General features: G+C 62.2%; 20 protein-coding genes. 18 read left to right on the top strand and 2 right to left on the bottom strand.

The window, feature by feature from the left end:
* Positions 1-53: 53 nt before the first annotated feature.
* Positions 54-1,070, bottom strand: a complete 1,017-nt coding sequence (locus D1012_RS09390) for a LysR family transcriptional regulator (RefSeq protein WP_118151454.1) — start codon at positions 1,068-1,070, stop codon at positions 54-56.
* Between the two features lie 200 nt (positions 1,071-1,270).
* Between D1012_RS09390 and D1012_RS09395 the strand changes: the two genes are divergently transcribed.
* The 11 genes from D1012_RS09395 (at position 1,271) to D1012_RS09445 (ending at position 12,678) form a co-directional block, all read left to right on the top strand.
* On the top strand, positions 1,271-1,609 hold the full coding sequence (locus tag D1012_RS09395) for a Dabb family protein (RefSeq protein ID WP_118151456.1): 339 nt from the start codon (positions 1,271-1,273) through the stop codon (positions 1,607-1,609).
* The gene (locus D1012_RS09400; protein ID WP_118151458.1) at positions 1,606-2,673 is read left to right on the top strand and encodes a maleylacetate reductase; all 1,068 of its coding nucleotides are present in this window, start codon (positions 1,606-1,608) and stop codon (positions 2,671-2,673) included. The genes D1012_RS09395 and D1012_RS09400 overlap by 4 nt, the downstream gene beginning before the upstream one ends.
* Before the next feature lie 10 nt (positions 2,674-2,683).
* Complete coding sequence (locus D1012_RS09405) at positions 2,684-3,532, top strand: intradiol ring-cleavage dioxygenase (RefSeq protein ID WP_118151460.1); 849 nt, start codon at positions 2,684-2,686, stop codon at positions 3,530-3,532.
* A gap of 116 nt (positions 3,533-3,648) precedes the next feature.
* On the top strand, positions 3,649-5,157 hold the full coding sequence (locus D1012_RS09410; RefSeq protein ID WP_118151462.1) for an aldehyde dehydrogenase family protein: 1,509 nt from the start codon (positions 3,649-3,651) through the stop codon (positions 5,155-5,157).
* A gap of 224 nt (positions 5,158-5,381) precedes the next feature.
* Positions 5,382-6,947 (top strand): GMC family oxidoreductase, encoded by a 1,566-nt coding sequence (locus D1012_RS09415; RefSeq protein WP_118151464.1) that lies wholly within the window; start codon positions 5,382-5,384, stop codon positions 6,945-6,947.
* Positions 6,948-6,976: 29 nt separating this feature from the next.
* The gene (locus tag D1012_RS09420; protein WP_118151466.1) at positions 6,977-8,257 is read left to right on the top strand and encodes an ABC transporter substrate-binding protein; all 1,281 of its coding nucleotides are present in this window, start codon (positions 6,977-6,979) and stop codon (positions 8,255-8,257) included.
* A gap of 2 nt (positions 8,258-8,259) precedes the next feature.
* A complete protein-coding gene (locus D1012_RS09425) occupies positions 8,260-9,015 on the top strand; it encodes an ABC transporter ATP-binding protein (protein WP_233517071.1) in 756 nt (251 codons plus the stop codon).
* Positions 9,012-9,716 carry an ABC transporter ATP-binding protein gene (locus D1012_RS09430; RefSeq protein ID WP_118151469.1) on the top strand — a complete coding sequence of 235 codons (705 nt, stop codon included), beginning with the start codon at positions 9,012-9,014 and terminating at the stop codon, positions 9,714-9,716. Before D1012_RS09425 ends, D1012_RS09430 begins: the two co-directional genes overlap by 4 nt.
* Positions 9,713-10,585 carry a branched-chain amino acid ABC transporter permease gene (locus D1012_RS09435; protein WP_118151471.1) on the top strand — a complete coding sequence of 291 codons (873 nt, stop codon included), beginning with the start codon at positions 9,713-9,715 and terminating at the stop codon, positions 10,583-10,585. Before D1012_RS09430 ends, D1012_RS09435 begins: the two co-directional genes overlap by 4 nt.
* A gap of 3 nt (positions 10,586-10,588) precedes the next feature.
* On the top strand, positions 10,589-11,563 hold the full coding sequence (locus D1012_RS09440) for a branched-chain amino acid ABC transporter permease (RefSeq protein ID WP_118151473.1): 975 nt from the start codon (positions 10,589-10,591) through the stop codon (positions 11,561-11,563).
* Positions 11,560-12,678, top strand: coding sequence for a class II histone deacetylase (locus D1012_RS09445; RefSeq protein WP_118151475.1), 1,119 nt, complete (start codon positions 11,560-11,562; stop codon positions 12,676-12,678). Before D1012_RS09440 ends, D1012_RS09445 begins: the two co-directional genes overlap by 4 nt.
* 33 nt (positions 12,679-12,711) lie before the next feature.
* Here the strand turns inward: D1012_RS09445 and D1012_RS09450 are convergent, their stop codons facing one another.
* Entirely contained in the window at positions 12,712-13,278 is a 567-nt protein-coding gene (locus D1012_RS09450; protein ID WP_118151477.1) for a nuclear transport factor 2 family protein, read from the bottom strand.
* 448 nt (positions 13,279-13,726) lie between these two features.
* Between D1012_RS09450 and D1012_RS09455 the strand changes: the two genes are divergently transcribed.
* Genes D1012_RS09455 through D1012_RS09485 form a run of 7 tightly spaced genes read left to right on the top strand, consistent with a single transcriptional unit; the run spans position 13,727 to position 19,916 of the window.
* Entirely contained in the window at positions 13,727-14,893 is a 1,167-nt protein-coding gene (locus tag D1012_RS09455; RefSeq protein WP_233517072.1) for an amidase, read from the top strand.
* A 4-nt stretch (positions 14,894-14,897) separates the two neighbouring features.
* Positions 14,898-16,028, top strand: a complete 1,131-nt coding sequence (locus tag D1012_RS09460) for an acyl-CoA dehydrogenase family protein (RefSeq protein WP_118151481.1) — start codon at positions 14,898-14,900, stop codon at positions 16,026-16,028.
* Positions 16,029-16,051: 23 nt separating this feature from the next.
* On the top strand, positions 16,052-16,414 hold the full coding sequence (locus tag D1012_RS09465) for a hypothetical protein (protein WP_118151482.1): 363 nt from the start codon (positions 16,052-16,054) through the stop codon (positions 16,412-16,414).
* Positions 16,415-16,427: 13 nt separating this feature from the next.
* Positions 16,428-17,702 carry an aromatic ring-hydroxylating oxygenase subunit alpha gene (locus D1012_RS09470; RefSeq protein ID WP_118151484.1) on the top strand — a complete coding sequence of 425 codons (1,275 nt, stop codon included), beginning with the start codon at positions 16,428-16,430 and terminating at the stop codon, positions 17,700-17,702.
* Positions 17,699-18,193: an aromatic-ring-hydroxylating dioxygenase subunit beta gene (locus D1012_RS09475; protein WP_118151486.1), complete on the top strand. Its 495-nt coding sequence runs from the start codon at positions 17,699-17,701 to the stop codon at positions 18,191-18,193. Before D1012_RS09470 ends, D1012_RS09475 begins: the two co-directional genes overlap by 4 nt.
* Positions 18,193-18,954, top strand: coding sequence for an SDR family NAD(P)-dependent oxidoreductase (locus D1012_RS09480; RefSeq protein ID WP_118151488.1), 762 nt, complete (start codon positions 18,193-18,195; stop codon positions 18,952-18,954). Before D1012_RS09475 ends, D1012_RS09480 begins: the two co-directional genes overlap by 1 nt.
* A complete protein-coding gene (locus D1012_RS09485) occupies positions 18,951-19,916 on the top strand; it encodes a PDR/VanB family oxidoreductase (protein ID WP_118151490.1) in 966 nt (321 codons plus the stop codon). Before D1012_RS09480 ends, D1012_RS09485 begins: the two co-directional genes overlap by 4 nt.
* Positions 19,917-19,923 lie beyond the last annotated feature (7 nt).

Raw genomic sequence — 19,923 nt, forward strand, 5'->3', positions numbered from 1 at the left:
GCAGGGCAGACCCCGCCAACAACACCTCACGCTAGCACGTGATTTTTCATGTATTATTGCGATTTTTGCAAAACAGCCTTCCTGGCCTGTTCTGGCGTTGCGACCACGGTAAACAGCTCTGGATCTGCCTCAAAAACAGGCTTTGATCCTACAAATTGCTCTGCCCAGAGACTCTCAAAACCATTCTCGCGAAAGTGTCCGACCAAGGCATCAATGAACAGGCGCGCACGCATCGGCAGGAAACTGCGGGTAGGATAGGCAAGGTTCATGGTCAACCCGCAGGGTGTCCAGTCTGGCAATACCGGCAGCAGTCGTCCTGCGCGCAGATCGTCATATATGATATAGGCGGGCTGAACCAGAATCCCCATGCCGCCCAGTGCCGCGTCACGCAACAGCTGGCCATCATTTGCCACCAGATCCCCCGACACATTCAAGCGGCTGGTCGTGCCTGCTTTCGTCAGGGTCAGCACATCCCAGTCTTCGGCCAATGAATACAACAACAACTTGTGCTTTCGCAGATCGTCGGGATGCTCTGGCGTGCCGTATCTGGCAATATAGCCCGGTGCGGCAGCCAGCATCCGCGGCACCTCGGCCAGTTTGCGGATGGTGACGGAACTGTCAGCCTCGGCTCGTCTGGTGCGGATGGCCAGATCCAGCCCGTTTTCGATGATGTCACAGTAGCGGTTCGAAGCCTGAATCTCGATCCGCACCAGCGGATAGCGCGCCTTGTAGGTCTGGATGACCGGCATCAGATGCAGCAGCGCAAATGACAACGACGCCCCGATGCGCAGCGTGCCGAACGGTTCTGCCGCGCCCCGGATCACGCTTTCCTCGGCCTCGCGCAGGCTGTTCAGGATTTCGCGCGCATTGCGCGCAAAGCTCTCGCCTTCAGAAGTCAGCGACATTTGCCGCGTTGTCCGCTGTACAAGCCGCACCCCTAGCCGTGTCTCCAGTGCTGACAAGGTCCGACTGACCCCGGATACTGACAGACCCAGCACTTCAGAGGCTCTGGTCAGGTTTGCTTCTTCAGCAATCGCTGCGAAAACCTGTAGCTCTGTAATCCGGTCCATTCGGGCCACCCGCTGTCATGTTACAGTAATATTACCATAACAGTGTTGTGCCGAATCAGCTATAATTTGTTTGCTTTCGCACCAATCTTTGCGGCGTCTGCAATGATGTTTCGCAAATTGCGTGATTTATCCTGCAATTACATGGTGCCACTGTGACGCAACCGGAACCCAGCCCGGAACGTCAGATACCGGAGTCCCCTATGAAAGATGCCAACGCTTCCCCGATCTGCCACATCGTGATGTGGGATGTGACCGGCAGCAATGACGCCGAAAAACGCGATGCCATCAACGCGGTCCGCGACGCGTTCGAGGCATTGCGGGATCGCATCCCCGGCATGACGCGTCTTGAGATCGGTGTCGATATCAGTCGGATCGACTATGCCTGCGATATGCTGCTGCTGACGGAATTTGAATCCGAAGCCGCACTCGCCGCCTATGCGGTTCACCCCGAACATCTTGCCGTGCGGGACCGGCTGGCCGGGCTGCGCATCGCCCGGCATCAGGTGGATTATCAGATAGCTACAGGCAGCGTATCATGACCGGCTCCGGGTTTATCTACACAGGTCATCCGTCACGCGTCGTTTTTGGTTTCGGCACCACGGCAGCCCTGCCCGACGAAATGGCCCGGCTTGGCACCCGTCGCGCATTGATCCTGACGACACCGGCGCAGGAAGCCCAAGGGCAAAGGCTTGCCGATCTGCTGGGTGAGGCTACGGTCGGCGTGTTCGCCGGTGCGGTCATGCATACGCCGGTCGATGTCAGCGATCTTGCAGCCGACCGCGCCCGCCAGCTTAAGGCAGATGTGGTGGTGGCCATCGGGGGCGGTTCCACCACCGGCCTTGGCAAAGCAATTGCCCTGCGCACCGGCCTGCCGCAGATCGTTCTGCCCACCACCTATGCCGGGTCCGAGATGACCCCGATTCTGGGTGAGACCTCGGGCGGGCAAAAGCGCACGCAAACCACGCCAAAGGTGCTGCCACAGGTGGTGATCTACGATATCGACTACACGCTGGACCTTCCGGTGGCGTTGTCGGGGACCAGCGGCATCAATGCCATCGCCCATGCGGTCGAGGCGCTTTATGCCCGCGATACCAATCCGGTGATAAACCTGATGGCGGTGGAGGGGATAAGAGCACTGGTTCGCGCTCTGCCCGCCATCAGCAGCGATCCGCACAATCGCACTGCGCGCGCCGATGCGCTGTATGGCGCGTGGCTCTGCGGCATCTGTCTCGGTTCGGTTGGCATGGCACTGCACCATAAGCTGTGCCACACGCTGGGCGGCACGTTTGATCTGCCCCATGCCGAAACCCACACGTTGATGCTGCCACATGCGCTGGCCTACAACGCCCCAGCGATACCAGAGGCGATGGCGCTGCTACGCACCGTGCTCGGCCCCGATCCTGCACAGGCGCTCTATGCGCTTGGCCACGCGGTCGGTGCCCCTACCTCGCTGGAGGCGCTTGGCATGCCCGAAACCGGCATTCCCCGTGCTGTCGATCTGGCACTGGCCAATCCCTATTGGAACCCCCGCCCGCTGGAGCGCGATGCGCTGACCGCACTCATCACCCGTGCCCACACCGGCGCAGCGCCCATCCCCGGTTGAGGAGACCGCCATGAGCTACTTTTCCGAAGCCACCTCCGCCGAAACGGTCAACGACCGCATCGGGGTAGCGACCGATCCGCGGCTGCGCCAGGTGATGACGTCATTGGTCAACCACCTGCATGCCTTCATCAAGGATGTCACGCTGACCGAGGCAGAATGGGAAACCGCGATCAGTTTTCTGACCCGCACCGGACAGATCTGCACCGATACCCGGCAAGAATTCATCCTGCTGTCCGATGCGCTTGGGGTGTCGATGCTGGTTGATGCTGTCAACAACCGGGTGCCGGCAGGTGCCACGGATTCCACCGTTTTTGGCCCGTTCCATGTGGACGGCGCGCCGGAATTGCCCTTGGGCACCTGCATCAGTCTGGATGGCAAGGGCGAGATCTGCCTGTATGAGGGCCGTGTGCTGGATCTGAATGGCGCGCCGATTGCCAATGCGCTGGTCGATGTGTGGTCCGACAATGCCGACGGGTTTTATGATGTGCAGCAGCCGGACCTGCAGCCAAAGTGGAACAACCGCGGCGTGTTCCGCACCGGCCCTGACGGAGCCTATGCCTTTCGCGGCATCAAGCCAGTCTCATACCCGATTCCCGATGATGGCCCGGTGGGGCAGATGCTGGGTGCTCTTGGCCGCCACCCCTGGCGTCCCGCGCATATGCATTTCCGGGTCACCGCCCCCGGTCATGCCCGCCTGATCACGCACATTTTTGTCAGCGGTGATGCGTATCTGACCTCGGATGCGGTGTTTGGGGTCAAGGCATCGTTGATCGCCGATTTCAGGCCAGTGCAAAGCCCGACCGAACAATGGCATGCGGCTTTCAACTTCGTGCTTCGACCGACCTGCACAACGGCATGATGCCTGCATTCTAGGCAGAGCGCCAAATGGCTGACAGCAACAGCTGAGGTCAACAGAATTTACATGATAATGCACGTGAAAGATGCATATTAATCCAACAGACAAGGAAGCCTGAAATGAGAATCGCGCCACCTGACAGCCCTGTATCAGAAATCATGCCCGCCGTGGCGGCCTTCCTGAAATCCCCCGGAATGGTGATCGGAGCAGACACCGTGGCGGCAGCTTCGGGAAATACCTTTGCCGTATTCAACCCCGCCACCGGCGCCGAACTGAGCCGGGTTCCGGCAGGAACAGCGGCCGATGTGGACCGTGCCGTCAAAACGGCACAAGCTGCATTCGAGGGCCCATGGTCACGGATGCTGCCGGTTCAGCGCCAGGGGCTGATGCTGAAACTCGCCGATCTGATCGAACAGAATGGCGAAGAACTGGCCCAGCTGGAAACGCTTAATCAGGGAAAGTCGATCCTGCTGTCGCGCCTCATCGAAGTGCAGTCATCGGCAGAATATTTCCGCTATATGGCAGGCTGGTCGACCAAGATCCAGGGAACCACGCTGGATGTCTCGATCCCGATTCCGCCGGGCATGAGCTATCAGGCATTCACCCGCAAAGAACCTGTGGGCGTCGTGGCGGCGATCACCCCGTGGAACTTTCCGCTCAACATGGCGACGTGGAAGATCGCGCCAGCGCTGGCCGCAGGCTGCACCGTGGTGCTCAAACCCGCAGAGGAAACTCCGCTTACCGCGATCCGTCTGGCCCAGTTGGCGCTGGAGGCGGGGATTCCCGAAGGCGTGGTGAACGTGGTGACCGGCACCGGGCACGAAGCCGGGGCGGCACTGGTTGCCCACCCTGGCATCGCCAAGATCACCTTTACCGGATCGACCGAAACCGGAAAGCTGATCGGTATTCAGGCGATGAAAGACATGAAGCGCGTGACGCTGGAACTGGGCGGCAAGGCCCCCATGGTCATGTTCGACGATATGGATCTGGACCTGCTGGGCGCAGCCGCCGGGATCGGCACCTTCTTCAACACCGGCCAGACCTGCTGCGCCGGAGTGCGGATCTATGCGCAGAAGGGCATCTATGAAAAGGCGCTGGAGGTGATTGCGAATGTCACCCGCAGCCTGGCGATCGGATCTGGCCTTGATCCTGCAAACCAGATCAATCCGGTCGTTTCCGCCCGGCATCAGGCGCATGTAAAGGCATGCATCGCCCGTGGGCTGGAGGATGGGGCAACGCCTGTGATCAATGGCACCGCCCCCGAGACCGGGTTTTACGTCGCCCCCGAACTCTTTACCGATGTCCGGCAAGACATGGCGCTGATGCAGGACGAAGTGTTCGGTCCTGTGGTCACCATGACCCCCTTCACCGACCCGGATGACGCGGTCCGGCTGGCCAATGACACCCGATACGGCCTTGGTGCCTCGCTCTGGACGCGCGATCTGAACAAGGTGATGCGCTATGTGCCGAAAATTCAGGCCGGGACAGTCTGGGTCAACAGTCACAACATTCCCGACCAGAACATGCCCTTTGGTGGCGTAAAGCAATCCGGCATCGGGCGCGAACATGGCGCGGGCGCATTGGATAACTATCTGGAAACCAAATCGGTCTGCATCGCTTACCGCTGATCCATCATAAAGAACCGGCGTGGCCCCTCGGGGCCGCGCAGATCAATCCGGCCAAGGGGCGCAAAGACCCCGGCCGCCCAACAGGAGCCCCCGAAATGACCCTCACCAGACCCGGCTGACCCCCGACCTTTCGCACCACACACCTCCTCCCAACCCTGACGCCCGCAGCCCCGGTTCGCGGACCGACGGCTTATGGCCCGGCGTCACCCAGCGACAGGTCTGACATGACACCTCTTGCCCCCTTCCCCGCCGTCGACACCACCGGCAAAACCTATGATTACGTCATCTGCGGCGGCGGCTCTGCTGGCTGCGTGCTTGCCGCCCGGCTCAGCGAAGATGAAACCGCCACGGTCCTCTTGATCGAGGGCGGCCATGGCGACACGCCCGGCATGGTTTCTACCCCGTTGCGCACCATCGAGATCTGGCATTCCGACTATGACTGGGGCCAGTCCACCGTGCCTCAGAAGCACTGTCACAACCGGCAGATCTACTGGCCGCGTGGCAAAGTGATCGGCGGATCATCGGCGATGAATGGCATGATCTATGTGCGTGGTCATGCGATGGATTACGACTCCTGGGCGCTGGCAGGTTGCCGCGGCTGGGACTGGGCAAATGTGCTGCCCTATTTCAGGAAATCCGAAGACTTCGACCGCGGGGCTGACGCCTTTCACGCCACTGGGGGCCCGCTGCGGGTGACGACAGATTACACCGCGCATCCGGTGATGGATGCCCTGATTGACGCGGCCGTACAGGCGGGCATCCCCTATAACCCCGACTACAATGGGGCCACCCTGGACGGCATCAGCCGGATACAGTTCAACACACGCAACGGCCAGCGGGCCTCGACCGCTGCCGCCTTCCTGGCCCCGGCACGCGACCGGCCCAACCTGACCGTCTTGCCCGGAACACGGGTAGAGAAAGTGGTGATCGAGAGCGGCCGGGTCGTCGGCGTCACGTGCCGCAGGGGGGCTGAACGGTTTGACATCGGCGTGGGCCGCGAAGCGGTGCTGAGTTCGGGCACGCTGGAAAGCCCCCGCATCCTGATGCTGTCGGGCATCGGCCCCGCTGCGCATCTGGATGGCTTTGGCATTGCCCCGGTCGTCGATCTGCCCGGTGTCGGACAGAACCTGCATGACCACACGCTGCTGCCGATGGTGTTTGAATCGCGCGACGATTACCCATTTCCCACCGATCCTGCTTTGCCGCCGATGCAGGTCCACGCCTTTTTGCGCTCGCACCCGTCGGTCGTGGTGCCTGACACTCAACCGCTGTTCTTTTCGGTGCCCGCCTATGCGCCCGGCTTTGAGGGGCCGATGAACGCCTTTACCCTGCATGCGGCGGGTCTTCGCCCGACGTCACGCGGGGAAATCCGGCTGACCGGCGCGGATATCAACGATCCGCTGCACCTGGATCCGAACCTGCTGGCCACCGATTACGATGTGCAGACACTGGTAACCTCGATGAAGCAACTGCGCGAAATCGTGGCGCAGCCTGCCCTGAAGGATTGGGTGAAAGGTGAGGTCTATCCCGGCCCTGCCCGCAACGATGATGCAGCGCTTGCCGATTACGCCCGCGCCGCCGTTGGCAGCTATCATCATCAGGTCGGCACCTGCGCGATGGGAGTCACGGCCCAGTCAGTCGTGGACCCGGCTCTGCGGGTTTACGGGGTCAAGGGTCTGCGCGTCGCCGATGCCTCGGTCATCCCCAGCGTGCCCTCGGGCAATACCAATGCCCCCGCCATCATGATCGGCGAGAAAGCCGCCGACATGATCCGCGCCGCCCACGCCTGACCATCCTCAACTCTGACAGGAACCTCATCATGTCCAGACACCTCACCCGCCGCCACCTCATACTATCCTCCGCCGCTATCGCGGCAACTGCCACCCTGCCCCCGCGCCGGGCCTTTGCCCAGAACGGCACCATCCGTATCGGCTATGTCTCGCCCCGCTCTGGTGCGCTCAGCGGCATCTCCGAAAGTGATGGCTATGTGATCGACGCCATCCGCGCCACGCTTGGCGATACGCTGGAAACCACCAGCGGCACCTACGCCATCGAGATCATCGAAAAAGACACCCAATCGGACCCGAACCGCGCCGGCGATATGGCATCGGACCTGATTTTTCAGGATGAGGTTGATATCGTGCTGGTCGGCTCCACCCCTGATACGACCAATCCGGTGGCCGATCTGTGCGAACTGAACGGCGTGCCCTGCATTTCGGCAGCAACGCCTTGGCAATCCTGGTATTTCGGGCGCGGCGGCGTGCCGGGCGAGAAATCTTTCAAGTACACCAACCATTTCTTCTGGGGTGCCGAAGACCTGATGAAAGTGTATTTCGGTCTCTGGAACGGGCTGGAAACCAACAAGGTGGTTGGTGCGCTCTGGCCAAACGACCCGGATGGCATCGCGTTTTCCGACAGCACTCTTGGCTTTCCGCCCGCATTGCAGGCAGCCGGGTTCACGCTGGTCGATCCGGGCCGATACACCAACCTGAAGGATGATTTTTCGGCGGAGATCAATGCGTTCAAGGCCGCCGGGGTCGAAATCGTAACCGGCGTGATGCTGCCCCCAGATCTGGCCACGTTCATGGCGCAGGCCAAACAACAGGGGTTTGCGCCGAAATTTGTCACGGTCGCCAAAGCTGCGCTGACGCCCAAAGGCATCGCCGGTTTCCCCAATGGTCTGGGCGAAAACCTGTCGGGCGAGGTTTACTGGGGGCCGCAGTATCCGTTCACCTCGTCGCTGACCGGCGAAACCACGACGGCCTTGGCCGAGGGTTATACAATGGCCACCGGCAACCAATGGCTGCAAGGCACCGGCTATGTGCATGCGCTGTTCGAAGTGGCCGTCGATGTTCTGAAACGCGCCGCCGCCATCGAACCCGATGCAATTGTCGAAGCGATGAACGCGACCGATCTGACCACCTGTGTCGGTCCGGTGAAATGGGGCGGCTTTGACCTTGCACCAAACGTCGCAAAGACCCCGCTGGCAGGCGGCCAGTGGCAGGCAGATGGCGCAGGCGGCTTCAGACTGGTCTGCACCTTTAACGCCACCGCACCTGAAGTTGCCATCGATGGCACTCTGCTGCCAAAGGTCTGGTGACGATGCCCCCCGACACACTTCCCCCCGTGCTGGAAGCACGGGGGCTGACCCGTTCCTACGGCGCGGTGACCGTGGTGTCAGACGTATCGTTCACGCTTGCGCCCGGCGAGGCTCTTGGCGTGCTCGGTCCCAACGGCGCAGGCAAGACCACGCTGTTAAAGATGCTGTCCGGCGATGTGCGCCCCAGCGCCGGGCAGGTCTTGTTCGCTGGCGTCTCTGCCAGTGACCTGCCGCAAGCGGCCCGCTGTCGGGCGGGACTGGTTCGCACCAGCCAGATTCCGCAACCTTTTTCCGGGCTGACGGTCTGGGAAAACACGCTGACCGCAGCCCTTCATGGTGGCGGGCTGCACGGTGCCGATGCGGAACAGGCGGCGCATGATGCCTTGCGCCGCAGCGGTCTGCTGGATCGTCACGCCCTGCCCGCCGGGCAATTGTCGCTGATGGGGCGCAAGCGGCTGGAGTTGTCGCGCGCGCTGGCCTGCGGGCCAAAGGTCTTGCTGCTGGATGAGATTGCAGGCGGTTTGTCGGATTTCGAGGTACAGGATCTGGTCGCTTTGATCCGTGAGATCAACACCTCTGGCGTCGCGATCATCTGGATCGAGCATATCGTCCACGCGCTGATTTCGGTCGTCTCGCGCCTGATTGCGCTGGATTTTGGCCGCCTGATTGCCAGCGGCACCCCGCTGGAGGTGCTGGCCTCTGACAACTTCCGCCGCGCCTATTTTGGCGATGAGCCGCCACTGGAGCTGATGCCATGACCTTGCTGCATCTGGAAAACGTGGCCGCCCATTACGATCAGTTTCAGGCCCTGCGCGACATCTCGCTTTCTGTTGCGGCGGGCGAGACTCTGGCGGTGGTTGGTTCGAACGGGGCTGGAAAATCGACCTTGATGAAGGTGATTTGTGGCGCCCTCCCGGCCAGTGCAGGCCGGGTGCGGCTGAACGGTCAGGATATCGCCGGTCAGCCCGCGCACCGGCTGACCGCACAGGGCATCGCCATGGTGCCCGAAGGGCGGCGGCTGTTTCGCAGTCTGACAGTCGAAGATAACCTGCGCATCGGGGCCTATGCTGGCCGCAAAGGCCCGTGGACGCTGGAGCGGATCTATCAACTGTTCCCCGAACTGGTGAAACGGCGCGACAATCGCGGCCTCGATCTGTCGGGCGGCGAGCAGCAGATGGTCGCCATCGGCCGGGCGCTGATGTCAAACCCACAGATGCTGTTGATGGATGAAATCTCGCTGGGGCTGGCCCCGATTGTGGTGAACCAGATTTACCGCGCCCTGCCCGATATCGCCGCCGAAGGCATGGGTCTGCTGATCGTCGAGCAAGACATCAACCGCAGCCTTTCGGTCGCTGCCCGCTTTTGCTGCCTGATGGAAGGGCGCGTCAACCTGACCGGCCCCTGCGCCGACACGGATCGCAAGGCCCTGATGGACGCCTATTTCGGAGTATCTGCATGATCGTTTTATCAACTCTCGTAAGCGGGGTTCTGTTGGGCGGGTTCTATGCCCTGCTTGGCCTTGGCCTGTCGCTGACCTTTGGGATCATGCGTACGGTGAATCTGGCGCATGGTGATCTGGTCGTGCTGGCCTCGTTTCTGGCGCTGGCGGTGACGCAGATGCTGGGGCTGTCGCCGCTTGTGTCGCTGATCGTGCTGGTCCCGGTGATGTTCGGCCTTGGTTATGCCTTGCAGGGTCTGGTGCTGAACCGTGTGCTGAAAGACGGCATGATGCCGGCGGTGATCATCACCTTTGGTCTGGCCTTTGTGATCCAGAACGGCCTGCTGATGGGCTTTTCGGCAGACCGTATGGTGCTGCGTCAGGGTACGCTGGAGACGGCGGGCGTCACGCTGCTGCCGGGGCTGACTGTGGGTGTACTGCCGCTGATCACGTTAGGCGCGGTGCTTGCCCTGATGGCAGGATTACAGCTGCTGTTTCGCTATACCCTGATCGGGCGGGCATTCCGCGCCACCTCGGATGACCCGCAGATTGCCGCACTGATGGGGATTGATCCAAAGCATGTCTATGCGCTCGCCATGGGTCTGGCCTGTGCCATCATCGCGGTAACGGGCGTGCTGATGGGGATGCGGTCAAACTTTTCGGCCTTTGACGGCCCGATCCGGCTGATCTTTGCGTTTGAGGTGATCATCATCGGCGGCATGGGGTCGCTCAACGGTGTGCTGGTCGGCGGCATGATCCTGGGCCTGTCGCAGGTCATTGGCGGGGCGCTGAACCCAAGCTGGTTCCAGTTGACGGGTCATCTGGCCACGCTGGCCGTGCTGATCGTCCGGCCTTCGGGCCTGTTTCCTGAAACCATAGACCGGAGCTGAGCCATGCCACGCATCCTTATTCTGGCCGGGCTTGGCCTTGTCCTTCTGTCGCTGCCGCTTTGGGGCAGCGGCTATCAGCAACGCTCAGTCGTGGAGTTTCTGTATTTTCTGTCGCTCGCCATGGCCTGGAACCTGCTGGCTGGCTATGCCGGGCTGGTGTCGATCGGGCAGCAGGCCTTTGTCGGCATTGGGGCCTATGCACTGGTGGTGCTGGCCGAAGATCTGGGGCTGAACCCGTTTCTGACCCTGCCGCTGGCGGCCGCGGTGGCAGCCCTTGCCGCGCTGCCCGCAAGCTGGCTGTTGTTCCGGCTGCAAGGCGCCTATTTCGCCGTCGCCACTTGGGTCATCGCCGAAGTGCTGCGTCTGGCCGCGAATGCCAGCATCGACTGGCTGGGCGGGGGCCGGGGCCGCGCGGTGCGCAGCCTTGGCGGCTTTGAGCGGGGACTGCGCGAGGATATCACTTTTTACGCCGCGCTCGCACTGGCAGCAGTGGCGGTGGCGGGCGCGGTCTGGTTGTTGCGGTCATGCACCGGATTGGGGCTGATGGCGATCCGCGACAGTGAACCGGGCGCGCAGGCGGTTGGCGTTGAAACCACGCGCACCAAACGCCGGGTCTACCTGTTTGCCGCCGCCATAACCGGGGCCGCCGGGGCGCTGATCTATATCACCCAGATCAATGTGCGCCCGGATGCGGCATTCTCGGTCAACTGGGCGGCCTATGTGATCTTTATCGTGGTGATCGGTGGCATCGGCACCATCGAAGGCCCGATCATCGGCACCCTGATCTTTCTTGCGCTGCGCGAAGCCCTGTCGGGGCTGGAGGGTTGGTCGATGCTGATCTTTGGCGCCATCGCCATCGCGATGATGCTGTTTGCCCCGCGCGGTATTTGGGGTCTGGTCACAGAACGCTGGAACATCGCGCTGTTCCCGATCCGACGGCAAATGCCCGCGCGGTTTATTGAAAAGGAAACCACATGACAGATGCGTCACACCGCCCGTCGTTCCATTTTCACGAAAAGACACTTTGGTTTTCCGCCGGGCTCTCGGCGCTGGTGATGCCGGTCGGCGGCTGGGTCCAGCCCCCGGCGGGGGCAGGTCACGCCGACTCGCCCGAACCCAAACGGCGGCTGTGGTCGCTGATGCAGGTTTCGGGTCTGACCAATGCCTTTGACATCGTCGCCTCACCCCCCGCCCCCCGCGAGGTGTTGGAGCATATTCACCCTGCAAGCTATCTTGACCAATTCAAAGAGCTGTCCGACGCGGGCGGCGGCGCCCTGCATCCGACGGCGCCGTTCGGACCGGATGGATGGGAGATTGCCTGCCTCTCTGCCGGACAGGTGCTGGGAGCGGTGATGCAGGTCGCGAGCGGTCAGCGCCGCCGGGCCTATGCCGTATCGCGCCCCTCCGGTCACCATTGCCTGCCCGATATGCCGATGGGGTTTTGCATGCTGGCCAATGTCGCCATTGCTGTGCGCGCGGCTCAGGCCGCAGGCATCGGCCGGATCGCGGTCCTCGACTGGGATGTACACCACGGCAACGGCACCGAGGCCTGTTTTCTGGACGACCCATCGGTGTTCACCCTGTCGCTGCATCAGGAAGCCTGCTTTCCCCCCGGCGCATCCGGTGCAACCACGGAGACGGGCGCCGGCGCGGGCAAGGGCTATTCCCTCAACGTGCCGCTCTGGCCCGGCGCAGGGCATGACAGCTATATGGCAGCGATGGATCATATCATCCTGCCTGCCCTGCGTGATTTTGCGCCCGATATGCTGATCGTGGTCAACGGTCTGGATGCCAATGCGGTGGACCCGCTGGCCCGGATGCTGCTGCACAGCGAAAGCTTCCGCGCCATGACACGGCAGGTGATCGACTTTGCCGAAAGCCACTGTCAGGGCCGTATTGTGATGGTGCAAGAAGGTGGCTATGCCGAGGCCTATGTACCTTTCTGCGCCCATGCCGTGCTGGAAGAGCTGGCCGACCATCGTGGCCCGGTCGAAGATCCGTTTCTCGATCTTGTCCGCGCTCAACAACCCGGCCCGGATTTCGAGGCGGCGCATCAGGCCGCCCTGTCCCGGCACCCACGCTGGCGTGACTGACGGTAGGGGGCGGCGCAAACCGCCCCCACCCCTTCAGGGCTGCATCAGCACCGATTTCGACGGATAGTCCGAAGCCCAGGTGGCAGAAAGCGGTGCCACAAACACGTTTTCCGTCCGGGTGCGGGTGATCTTCCACACGCCATCCGGCTCCTTGCGGAAGGTGTTGTTCAGCCGCGACGAGCGCAGCAGCGCTTTGCCATCCGAAAACAACCACGGCTGCATATGAACCCATTGGCCATCGGCGGTGGTGCCATCCGCGTGAATGTGGATCTGTTCCGAAGTCAGGTAATGGCAGTTCAAAATCAGCGCAGGATCGGTCTTGCCGCCCCAGAAGCCCTCAAAATGCTTCTTGATCGCGGCAGCGCCGACAGCCCGGCCAAACTGGCCATTGTAATACTCGCCCACGCCTTCCCAGACCGCATCTTCGGTATACAGCGCCATGATCAGGTCAATGCGCTCGGCATCATTCTTCACGCCATATTCCGGCATCGGCGTGTCGCACAGAAACATATAGCGCGCCTGAATGCGGCGGATATCAGCCTCGGCTTCCAGCACTTCGATACGGCGGATCAGGGTGGCAATGTCGGTGTCAGTGGTCATGGGATCTGTCCTGTTCGATGTAGGTCGGAATTGGCAGGCCCCGAATGGTCCCCGGGCAGCCGCGATAGAGCTGCAGGGTGCGGGGGCTTACCGCGACGGTCAAGCGGTAATGTTCACGTAAACGACACCAGATCGGGGCTCATAAGGACCAAGACGCTGATTTCGGATGAAACGCCGTCACCGGAAAACACCTTTGCAAAAGACGCAAGAAAGATAACGGATTTTCCTGCTATGCTCTCTAAAAGCTCTAAGTCCGTATCGCGGTTGAGCAGCCATGACATAGGTGCCGTGCCAACCGGGGCAGCGGTCCCTTTTTGCCATTATCCCGTTGTTATCAAATATATTTTTGATGTTTCCGTCACGAATCATGTTGACGGATTGCCTCTTTACGGTAACTTTCACGTAACAGGGATCAGGCCAAGCGGTCTGAAACAGCAAAGAAGGCAGCATGAGCCACCCAAGCCCAACCCTCTCGGGGATCGACCCGCAAATGTCGATTGCCGCACCGGACACGCCTGCTGACGCACTGCGGGTCGCGGTCAAGGATTGCCTTGATATTCAGGGCTATCCGACCCGCTGCGGTTCTGCCGCCTTTGCCTGGGTCGCACCGGCCAGCGCCCATTCCGCCGCCGTGCAAAACCTGTTGCTGGCCGGTTGCCGGATCACCGGCAAAACCCTGATGCACGAACTCGCCTATGGCATGACCGGCATCAATGCCCATGGCGGCACCCCGGTCAATCCGCGCTGGCCCGACCGTATCCCCGGCGGTTCCTCCTCCGGCTCTGCGGTGGCGGTGGCGGCGGGCGAGGTGGACTTTGCCATCGGCACCGATACCGGCGGTTCGGTTCGCCAGCCTGCGATCTGCTGCGGCGTCATCGGCTTCAAACCCACGTTCGGCCGCATCGACCGACGCGGCGCGCATCCGACGAACAGCTCGCTCGACTGTGTCGGCCCTTTTGCACGCACTGTCGCGATGATCGAGCGTGCCATGGCAGCGCTTGACCCCGGCTTTGCCCCGGAAGCCCTGACCAAAGCCCCCCGCCTTGCGCGGCTGCGTACCGACTTTGACCGCACCGTGGGCGACAGTCTGATCCTGCCGATCATGGCGCAAGGCTATGACATGCCTTACGCCGACCTGCCGCTGCTCGACGATGCCTTCCGCGCCGGAATGATCGTGATCGGACACGAGACGGCGCAGGCCTTTGGCCATCTGGTGACCAGTGCTGCCCCGCTGGGCGACGATATCCGCAGCCGCCTGACCACTGCCATGACGATCCCGGCCAAAGACCTCGCCTGGGCCGAGGCCATCCGCAGCAGCTTTACCGCCCAGGTCGATGCCTTGCTTGACACTTATGATGCGGTCCTCACGCCCGCTTTGCCGACAATTCCCCCGTTGCTGACCGAAGCAACCGACCCGGCCAAGGTTCTGCCGCTGACCCGTTACCTGCGCCCGTTCAACCTGTCGGGCCACCCGGCCATTGTTCTGCCGACCCTGACCAGCGACGGCTTGCCCGCCGGTTTGCAGATCGTCGGCCGCAAGGGGGCCGATGCACAGCTTTGCGCGATCGCCCGGTGGTTTTGCGACACCGTTCCGAATTTCCAGACCAAGGACTGATCAGATGAATTCTCACACCCCGCCGTCAGCGCTTGAGACGCTCAAGGCCGAGATCCGCAGCCGCCGTGACGAGTTTCAGACCCTGCGCCATATTCCACAGGATATCGTGCGCCGGTTTCAGCAGGTCGGTATCTACCGCGCCTTTGTGCCTGAACGCTTTGGCGGCGATGCCTGCTCGCCTGCGCACTTCTGCAAGCTGATCGAAGACATTGCCTCAGCCGACGCCTCGGCGGGTTGGGTGGCCAGCTTTGGTGTTTCGTCCACCTATCTGGCCGCATTGCCGCCCGAAACCTATGCCGCGATCTATGGCAATGATCCCGATACCGTCTTTGCCGGGGCGATGTTCCCGCCCCAGCCAGCCCGCCGCGTGCCCGGCGGGCTGGAGGTGCGGGGCCGCTGGCCCTGGGGGTCGGGCGTGATGGGGGCGTCGATCGTCGGTGCGGGTATCCGGGTTGAGGGCGAAAGCTCCCCCCTGCCGCGCACCGCGATCATGCCGCGTGACAGCGTGATCGTTGACGAGACATGGGACACGGTCGGCCTGCGGGCGACCGGCAGCCATGACATCGTGGCAGACGGGGTCGTTGTGCCCGAAGACTGGACCTTTATCCGTGGCGGCAAGCCGCAGCAGGATGATGCCATCTTCCGTTACCCCGCCATGGCGCTGGCAGCACAGGTTCTGGCTGTCGTCGGTCTTGGGGCAGCCCGCGCCGCGCTGGACTGGCTGCGGCAGGATGCTCTGGCCCGCAGCTCGATCACCGGCGCGCCCAGCCCGGCAGCGCGCGCCTATGTCCAGATCGACTTTGCCCGCGCCGAGGGGCTGCTGGATGGGGCCCGCGCTGCGTTTTACGACGCGATGAATGAGGCCTGGCACCAGATGCAGACAGCGGGGGAAGTGGACCCCGCCACGCACATCCGCCTGCGCCACACCGCCTCCAAGGCCGCACAGGACGCGGCAGAGGCGGCGCGTCTGGCCTTTGTGCTGGGCGGGTCGGATGCCATGGCCACCGGCCACCCGCTGGGTCGCAACATGATCGACGCTGCCTGCGTGGCGCAACACGCCTTTATCGGCGCGGGCAGCTGGCAGGCCGCTGGTGCGGCGCTGTTCGGCCAGCAAACCCCGCCCGGCTATCCGTAATTTCCTGATTGATGAGGCCCAAAATGTCCGAACCCACTCCGATCCGCACCCTCCTTTGCTTTTCCATGCAGCCGGCGTTTTTCGATTTGCCCTTTGGCCAGATCGGCCCTGTCTGGCAGGCAACCCAGGCGCTGATGTCCGGTATCGCAGCCGTACCCGGCACCAGCATCGTCGGCACTATGGATGACGACCAGACCATGGTCGGCATGTCCACCGGCACCCCGGCGACCTGGTATATCCTTGCGGATTTCACCGACCGTCAGGCGGTGATGGCCGCCTGCAACCTGCTGCGGACCATCGTGGTGGATGATCAGGACCACCGCCTTTGGAAATTCATGCGCGTCGAGGCCCGGATGGGCCGCGCTCTCACCATTCCCGCACTCTGAAAGGAACGCTGAAATGTCCCTAGACATGCCAAAATTCAGCGATCTTGACGCGCTCTATTCGTCAGACGCCAAGGTCGCGACCCAGATGTATGAAGACCCGGATCTGTTCAAGCTGGAGATGGACAAGATCTTCCGCAAAACCTGGGTCTTTGTCGCGCATGACAGCGAATTCCCCGACAAGGGCAGTTTCAAGCTGTCCACCGTCGGGTTGGAGCCGGTGATCGTGGTGCGCGACCGCAAAGGTGCGATCCATGTCATGGTCAACCGCTGCCGTCACCGCGCTGCCACAGTATGCGAAGTGAAAAAGGGCAAGACCAGTTCGTTCCAGTGCCCCTATCATGGCTGGGGCTACGGCCTGGATGGCAGCCTGCGCGCCCTGCCCTATCCCGAGCAATATGGCGATGATTTCAACAAGGACCAGCACGGGCTGCAACGTCTGCGGACCGAAAGCTACAACGGCATGGTCTTTGCCACCTTTAACGAAGACATCGAACCGCTGGTCGATTTTCTGGGGTCCGAGGTTTGCCGCTACATCGACCTGTTCATGAAACAGGGCGGCGGCTTCCCGGTCACGGTGTTGGGTGAACATCAGTTCACCGTGCCGATGAACTGGAAAGTGCAGCTGGAAAACACCACCGATGCCTATCACTTCCCCGTCGTTCACAAGAGTTTCCTGCAATCGCTGGATGGCGAGACCAACGAGATTTTCCAGTTCCTTGAAACCGGCAAGGGCTTTGTCGAAGATCTGGGCAATGGCCACTCGGTCATGGCGATGATCCCCGAACTGATTGATCTGGATGACAATCTCGACGCGCCGATCCCGGAGCGGTTCACCGAACTGGCGCAGGAACTGCGCGATGAAGGTTACCCCGAGGATCAGGTCAAAAAGATTGTCCGTGCGGTCGGTGGGGCCGGATTCAACCTCAATCTGTTTCCCAACGTGTCTTTCAGCCTCGCGTTTTTCCGTGTGCTGACGCCGATCTCGGTGGAACAGACCGATATCCGCCACATGGCGCTTGGCATGGAAGGCGGCCCGGCGGCGGCGAACCAGATGCGCCTGCGCCTGCACGAGCATTTTCAGGGCCCGATGGGCTTTGGCAGCCCCGATGATGCCGAAGTCTGGGAGCGGGTGCAGCGCGGCACCAAGGGCGGCGAAGACCTTCCCATTCTGGTCAATCGTGGCCTTGTCGATGAAACCCCCGGCACGCTTGGCCCGCGCGGCCATATCAGCGCCGAAACCGGCATGCGGGCGGCTTACAAGATGTGGAAAAGGATGATGTCGCAATGACCGAGATGAGCAAGATCGACACCACCGGCCTGCTACCGCAGGTTACAGAATTTCTCTGGGCAGAGGCAGACCTGCTGGATGCCAAGGAATACGACCGCTGGCTGGACCTGTGGCAGCCCGAAGGTTTCTATACCCTCCCCATTGGCGACACGACCGATTTCGCCAATGCGCTGAACCTGTGCCATGACAACGACAAGATGCGGCGTGACCGGATCGAGCGGTTCAGGCAGGGGTTCTCGATTTCCTCTGCCCCGCCCGCACAAACCGTGCGCACCGTCTCGCGCATCGTGATCGAAAAGGCCGAAGGCGATGTGATCACGATCCGCAGCGCCGAGCACGTGATCGAGGACAAGTTCGGTCGCCAACGAGTCTGGGCGGCAAACATGACGCACACTCTTGTTGCCACCGACAGCGGCTTTCGCATCCGGGCAAAAGTGGTGCGGCTTCTGAACTCTGACGGGATGCTGAACTCGTTCAGCTATTTGTTCTGATGCAGCCGCTTCCCGAACAGATGCAGACCGCTGTGGTCACGGGTGGCGCGCGCGGTCTGGGGGCAGAGATCTGCCGCGCCCTGCACCGTGCGGGCTTTCGCGTCGTCATCGCCGATGTAAACCCCGGCGAGGAGGCGCTGGCGCTGGCGTCCGAGCTGGACCTTGCAGGGGAGTCTGCGATCACCGCCACGCTGGATGTCGCGAAGCCCGAAGACTTCCAGACAGTGCTCGATAAATGCGTCGAGCGCTGGGGATCGGTGGAGGTGCTGGTCAACAATGCCGCCCGCACCGCCGTAAAGCCAGTGCTGGAGATTGATCCGGCAGAGTTCAACGCGGTACTGGCGGTCAATGCCGGCGGCACCTTTGCCGGCAGCCAGATCTTTGGCCGCCATTTCAAGGAACGTGGTTACGGGCGCATCGTCAATCTGGCCTCACTGGCCGGTCAGAATGGCGGCACTGCGACCGGAGCGCATTACGCGGCATCCAAAGGCGCGATCCTGACGCTGACCAAGGTGTTCGCCCGTGATCTGGCCCCGTTTGGCATCACCTGCAACGCCATCGCGCCGGGGCCGATGGACACGCCGATGGTGCGTTCTGTGATCACGCCGGAAAAGATGCAGTCCGCTCTGGCCGGCATCCCGGTGGGGGAATTGGGCGACCCGGTCTTTGTTGCCGAACTGGTCGCGCTGCTGGCCGGGGCAAAGGCATCTTTCGTCACCGGCGCCTGCTGGGACGTGAATGGCGGGATCTACATGCGATGAGCGACACCATGCACCTGACCCTGACCGACCGGATCGAGGAACCGGGCAATATCATCCGGCTGCGCTTTGCGCGGGCGGATGGGGCGGCCTTGCCGCCCGTCACCCCCGGCGCGCATCTGGATATCCACTTGTCCGATGGTCCGCTTGACCTGTGGCGGCAGTATTCGCTGTGCTCGGACTGTTCGCAGACCGACCATTACGAGATCGGCGTGCTACGCGACCCGAAAAGCCGGGGTGGGTCCGAGGCGGTGCATCGTCTGGCCCAACCCGGCACGGTGTTCAAGGTCGAGGGTCCGCGCAACCACTTCCTACTGGACGAGACCGCCAGCCGCACCGTGCTGCTGGGCGGCGGCATCGGCATCACCCCGATGCTGGCTATGGCGCAGCGCCTGCATGCGCTGGGGCGCGATTTCACGCTGCACTATTGCACCCGGTCTGCCGAGATCACCGCCTTTCGCCAGCTGATCGCCGCCGCCCCCTGGGCCGACCGCGTAGTGTTCCATTTTGACGACCAACCCGACGCGCAGCGGCTGGACCTTGCGCGCGATCTGCCGCCCCCCGCCCCCGGCACGCGTCTTTATGTCTGTGGCCCGCAAGGCTTCATGGATTGGGTGATCACCACGGCAGAAGCCGCAGGCCACCAGACCGCGAATGTCCACCGCGAATATTTCTCGGCCGATGTCGACACCACCGGCACCAGCTTTGAGGTGATCGCCAAACGCTCCGGCCTGACCGTCACTGTCGGCCCCGATGACACCATCGCCAAGGCCCTTGCCCGCGCGGGTGTGAAAATCGAGGTGAAGTGTGAGGAGGGCGTCTGCGGCACCTGCGTCACCGACGTCCTCGACGGCACACCCGACCACCGCGACAAGTTCCTTACCGAAGACGAGCGCGAAGAGGGCACGATGATCTGCGCCTGCTGTTCACGTGCCTGCACCAAAACCCTCGTGCTCGACCTCTGACCGGAGA

The sequence above is a fragment of the Pseudotabrizicola alkalilacus genome (assembly GCF_003443995.1).
Lineage (GTDB): Bacteria > Pseudomonadota > Alphaproteobacteria > Rhodobacterales > Rhodobacteraceae > Pseudotabrizicola > Pseudotabrizicola alkalilacus.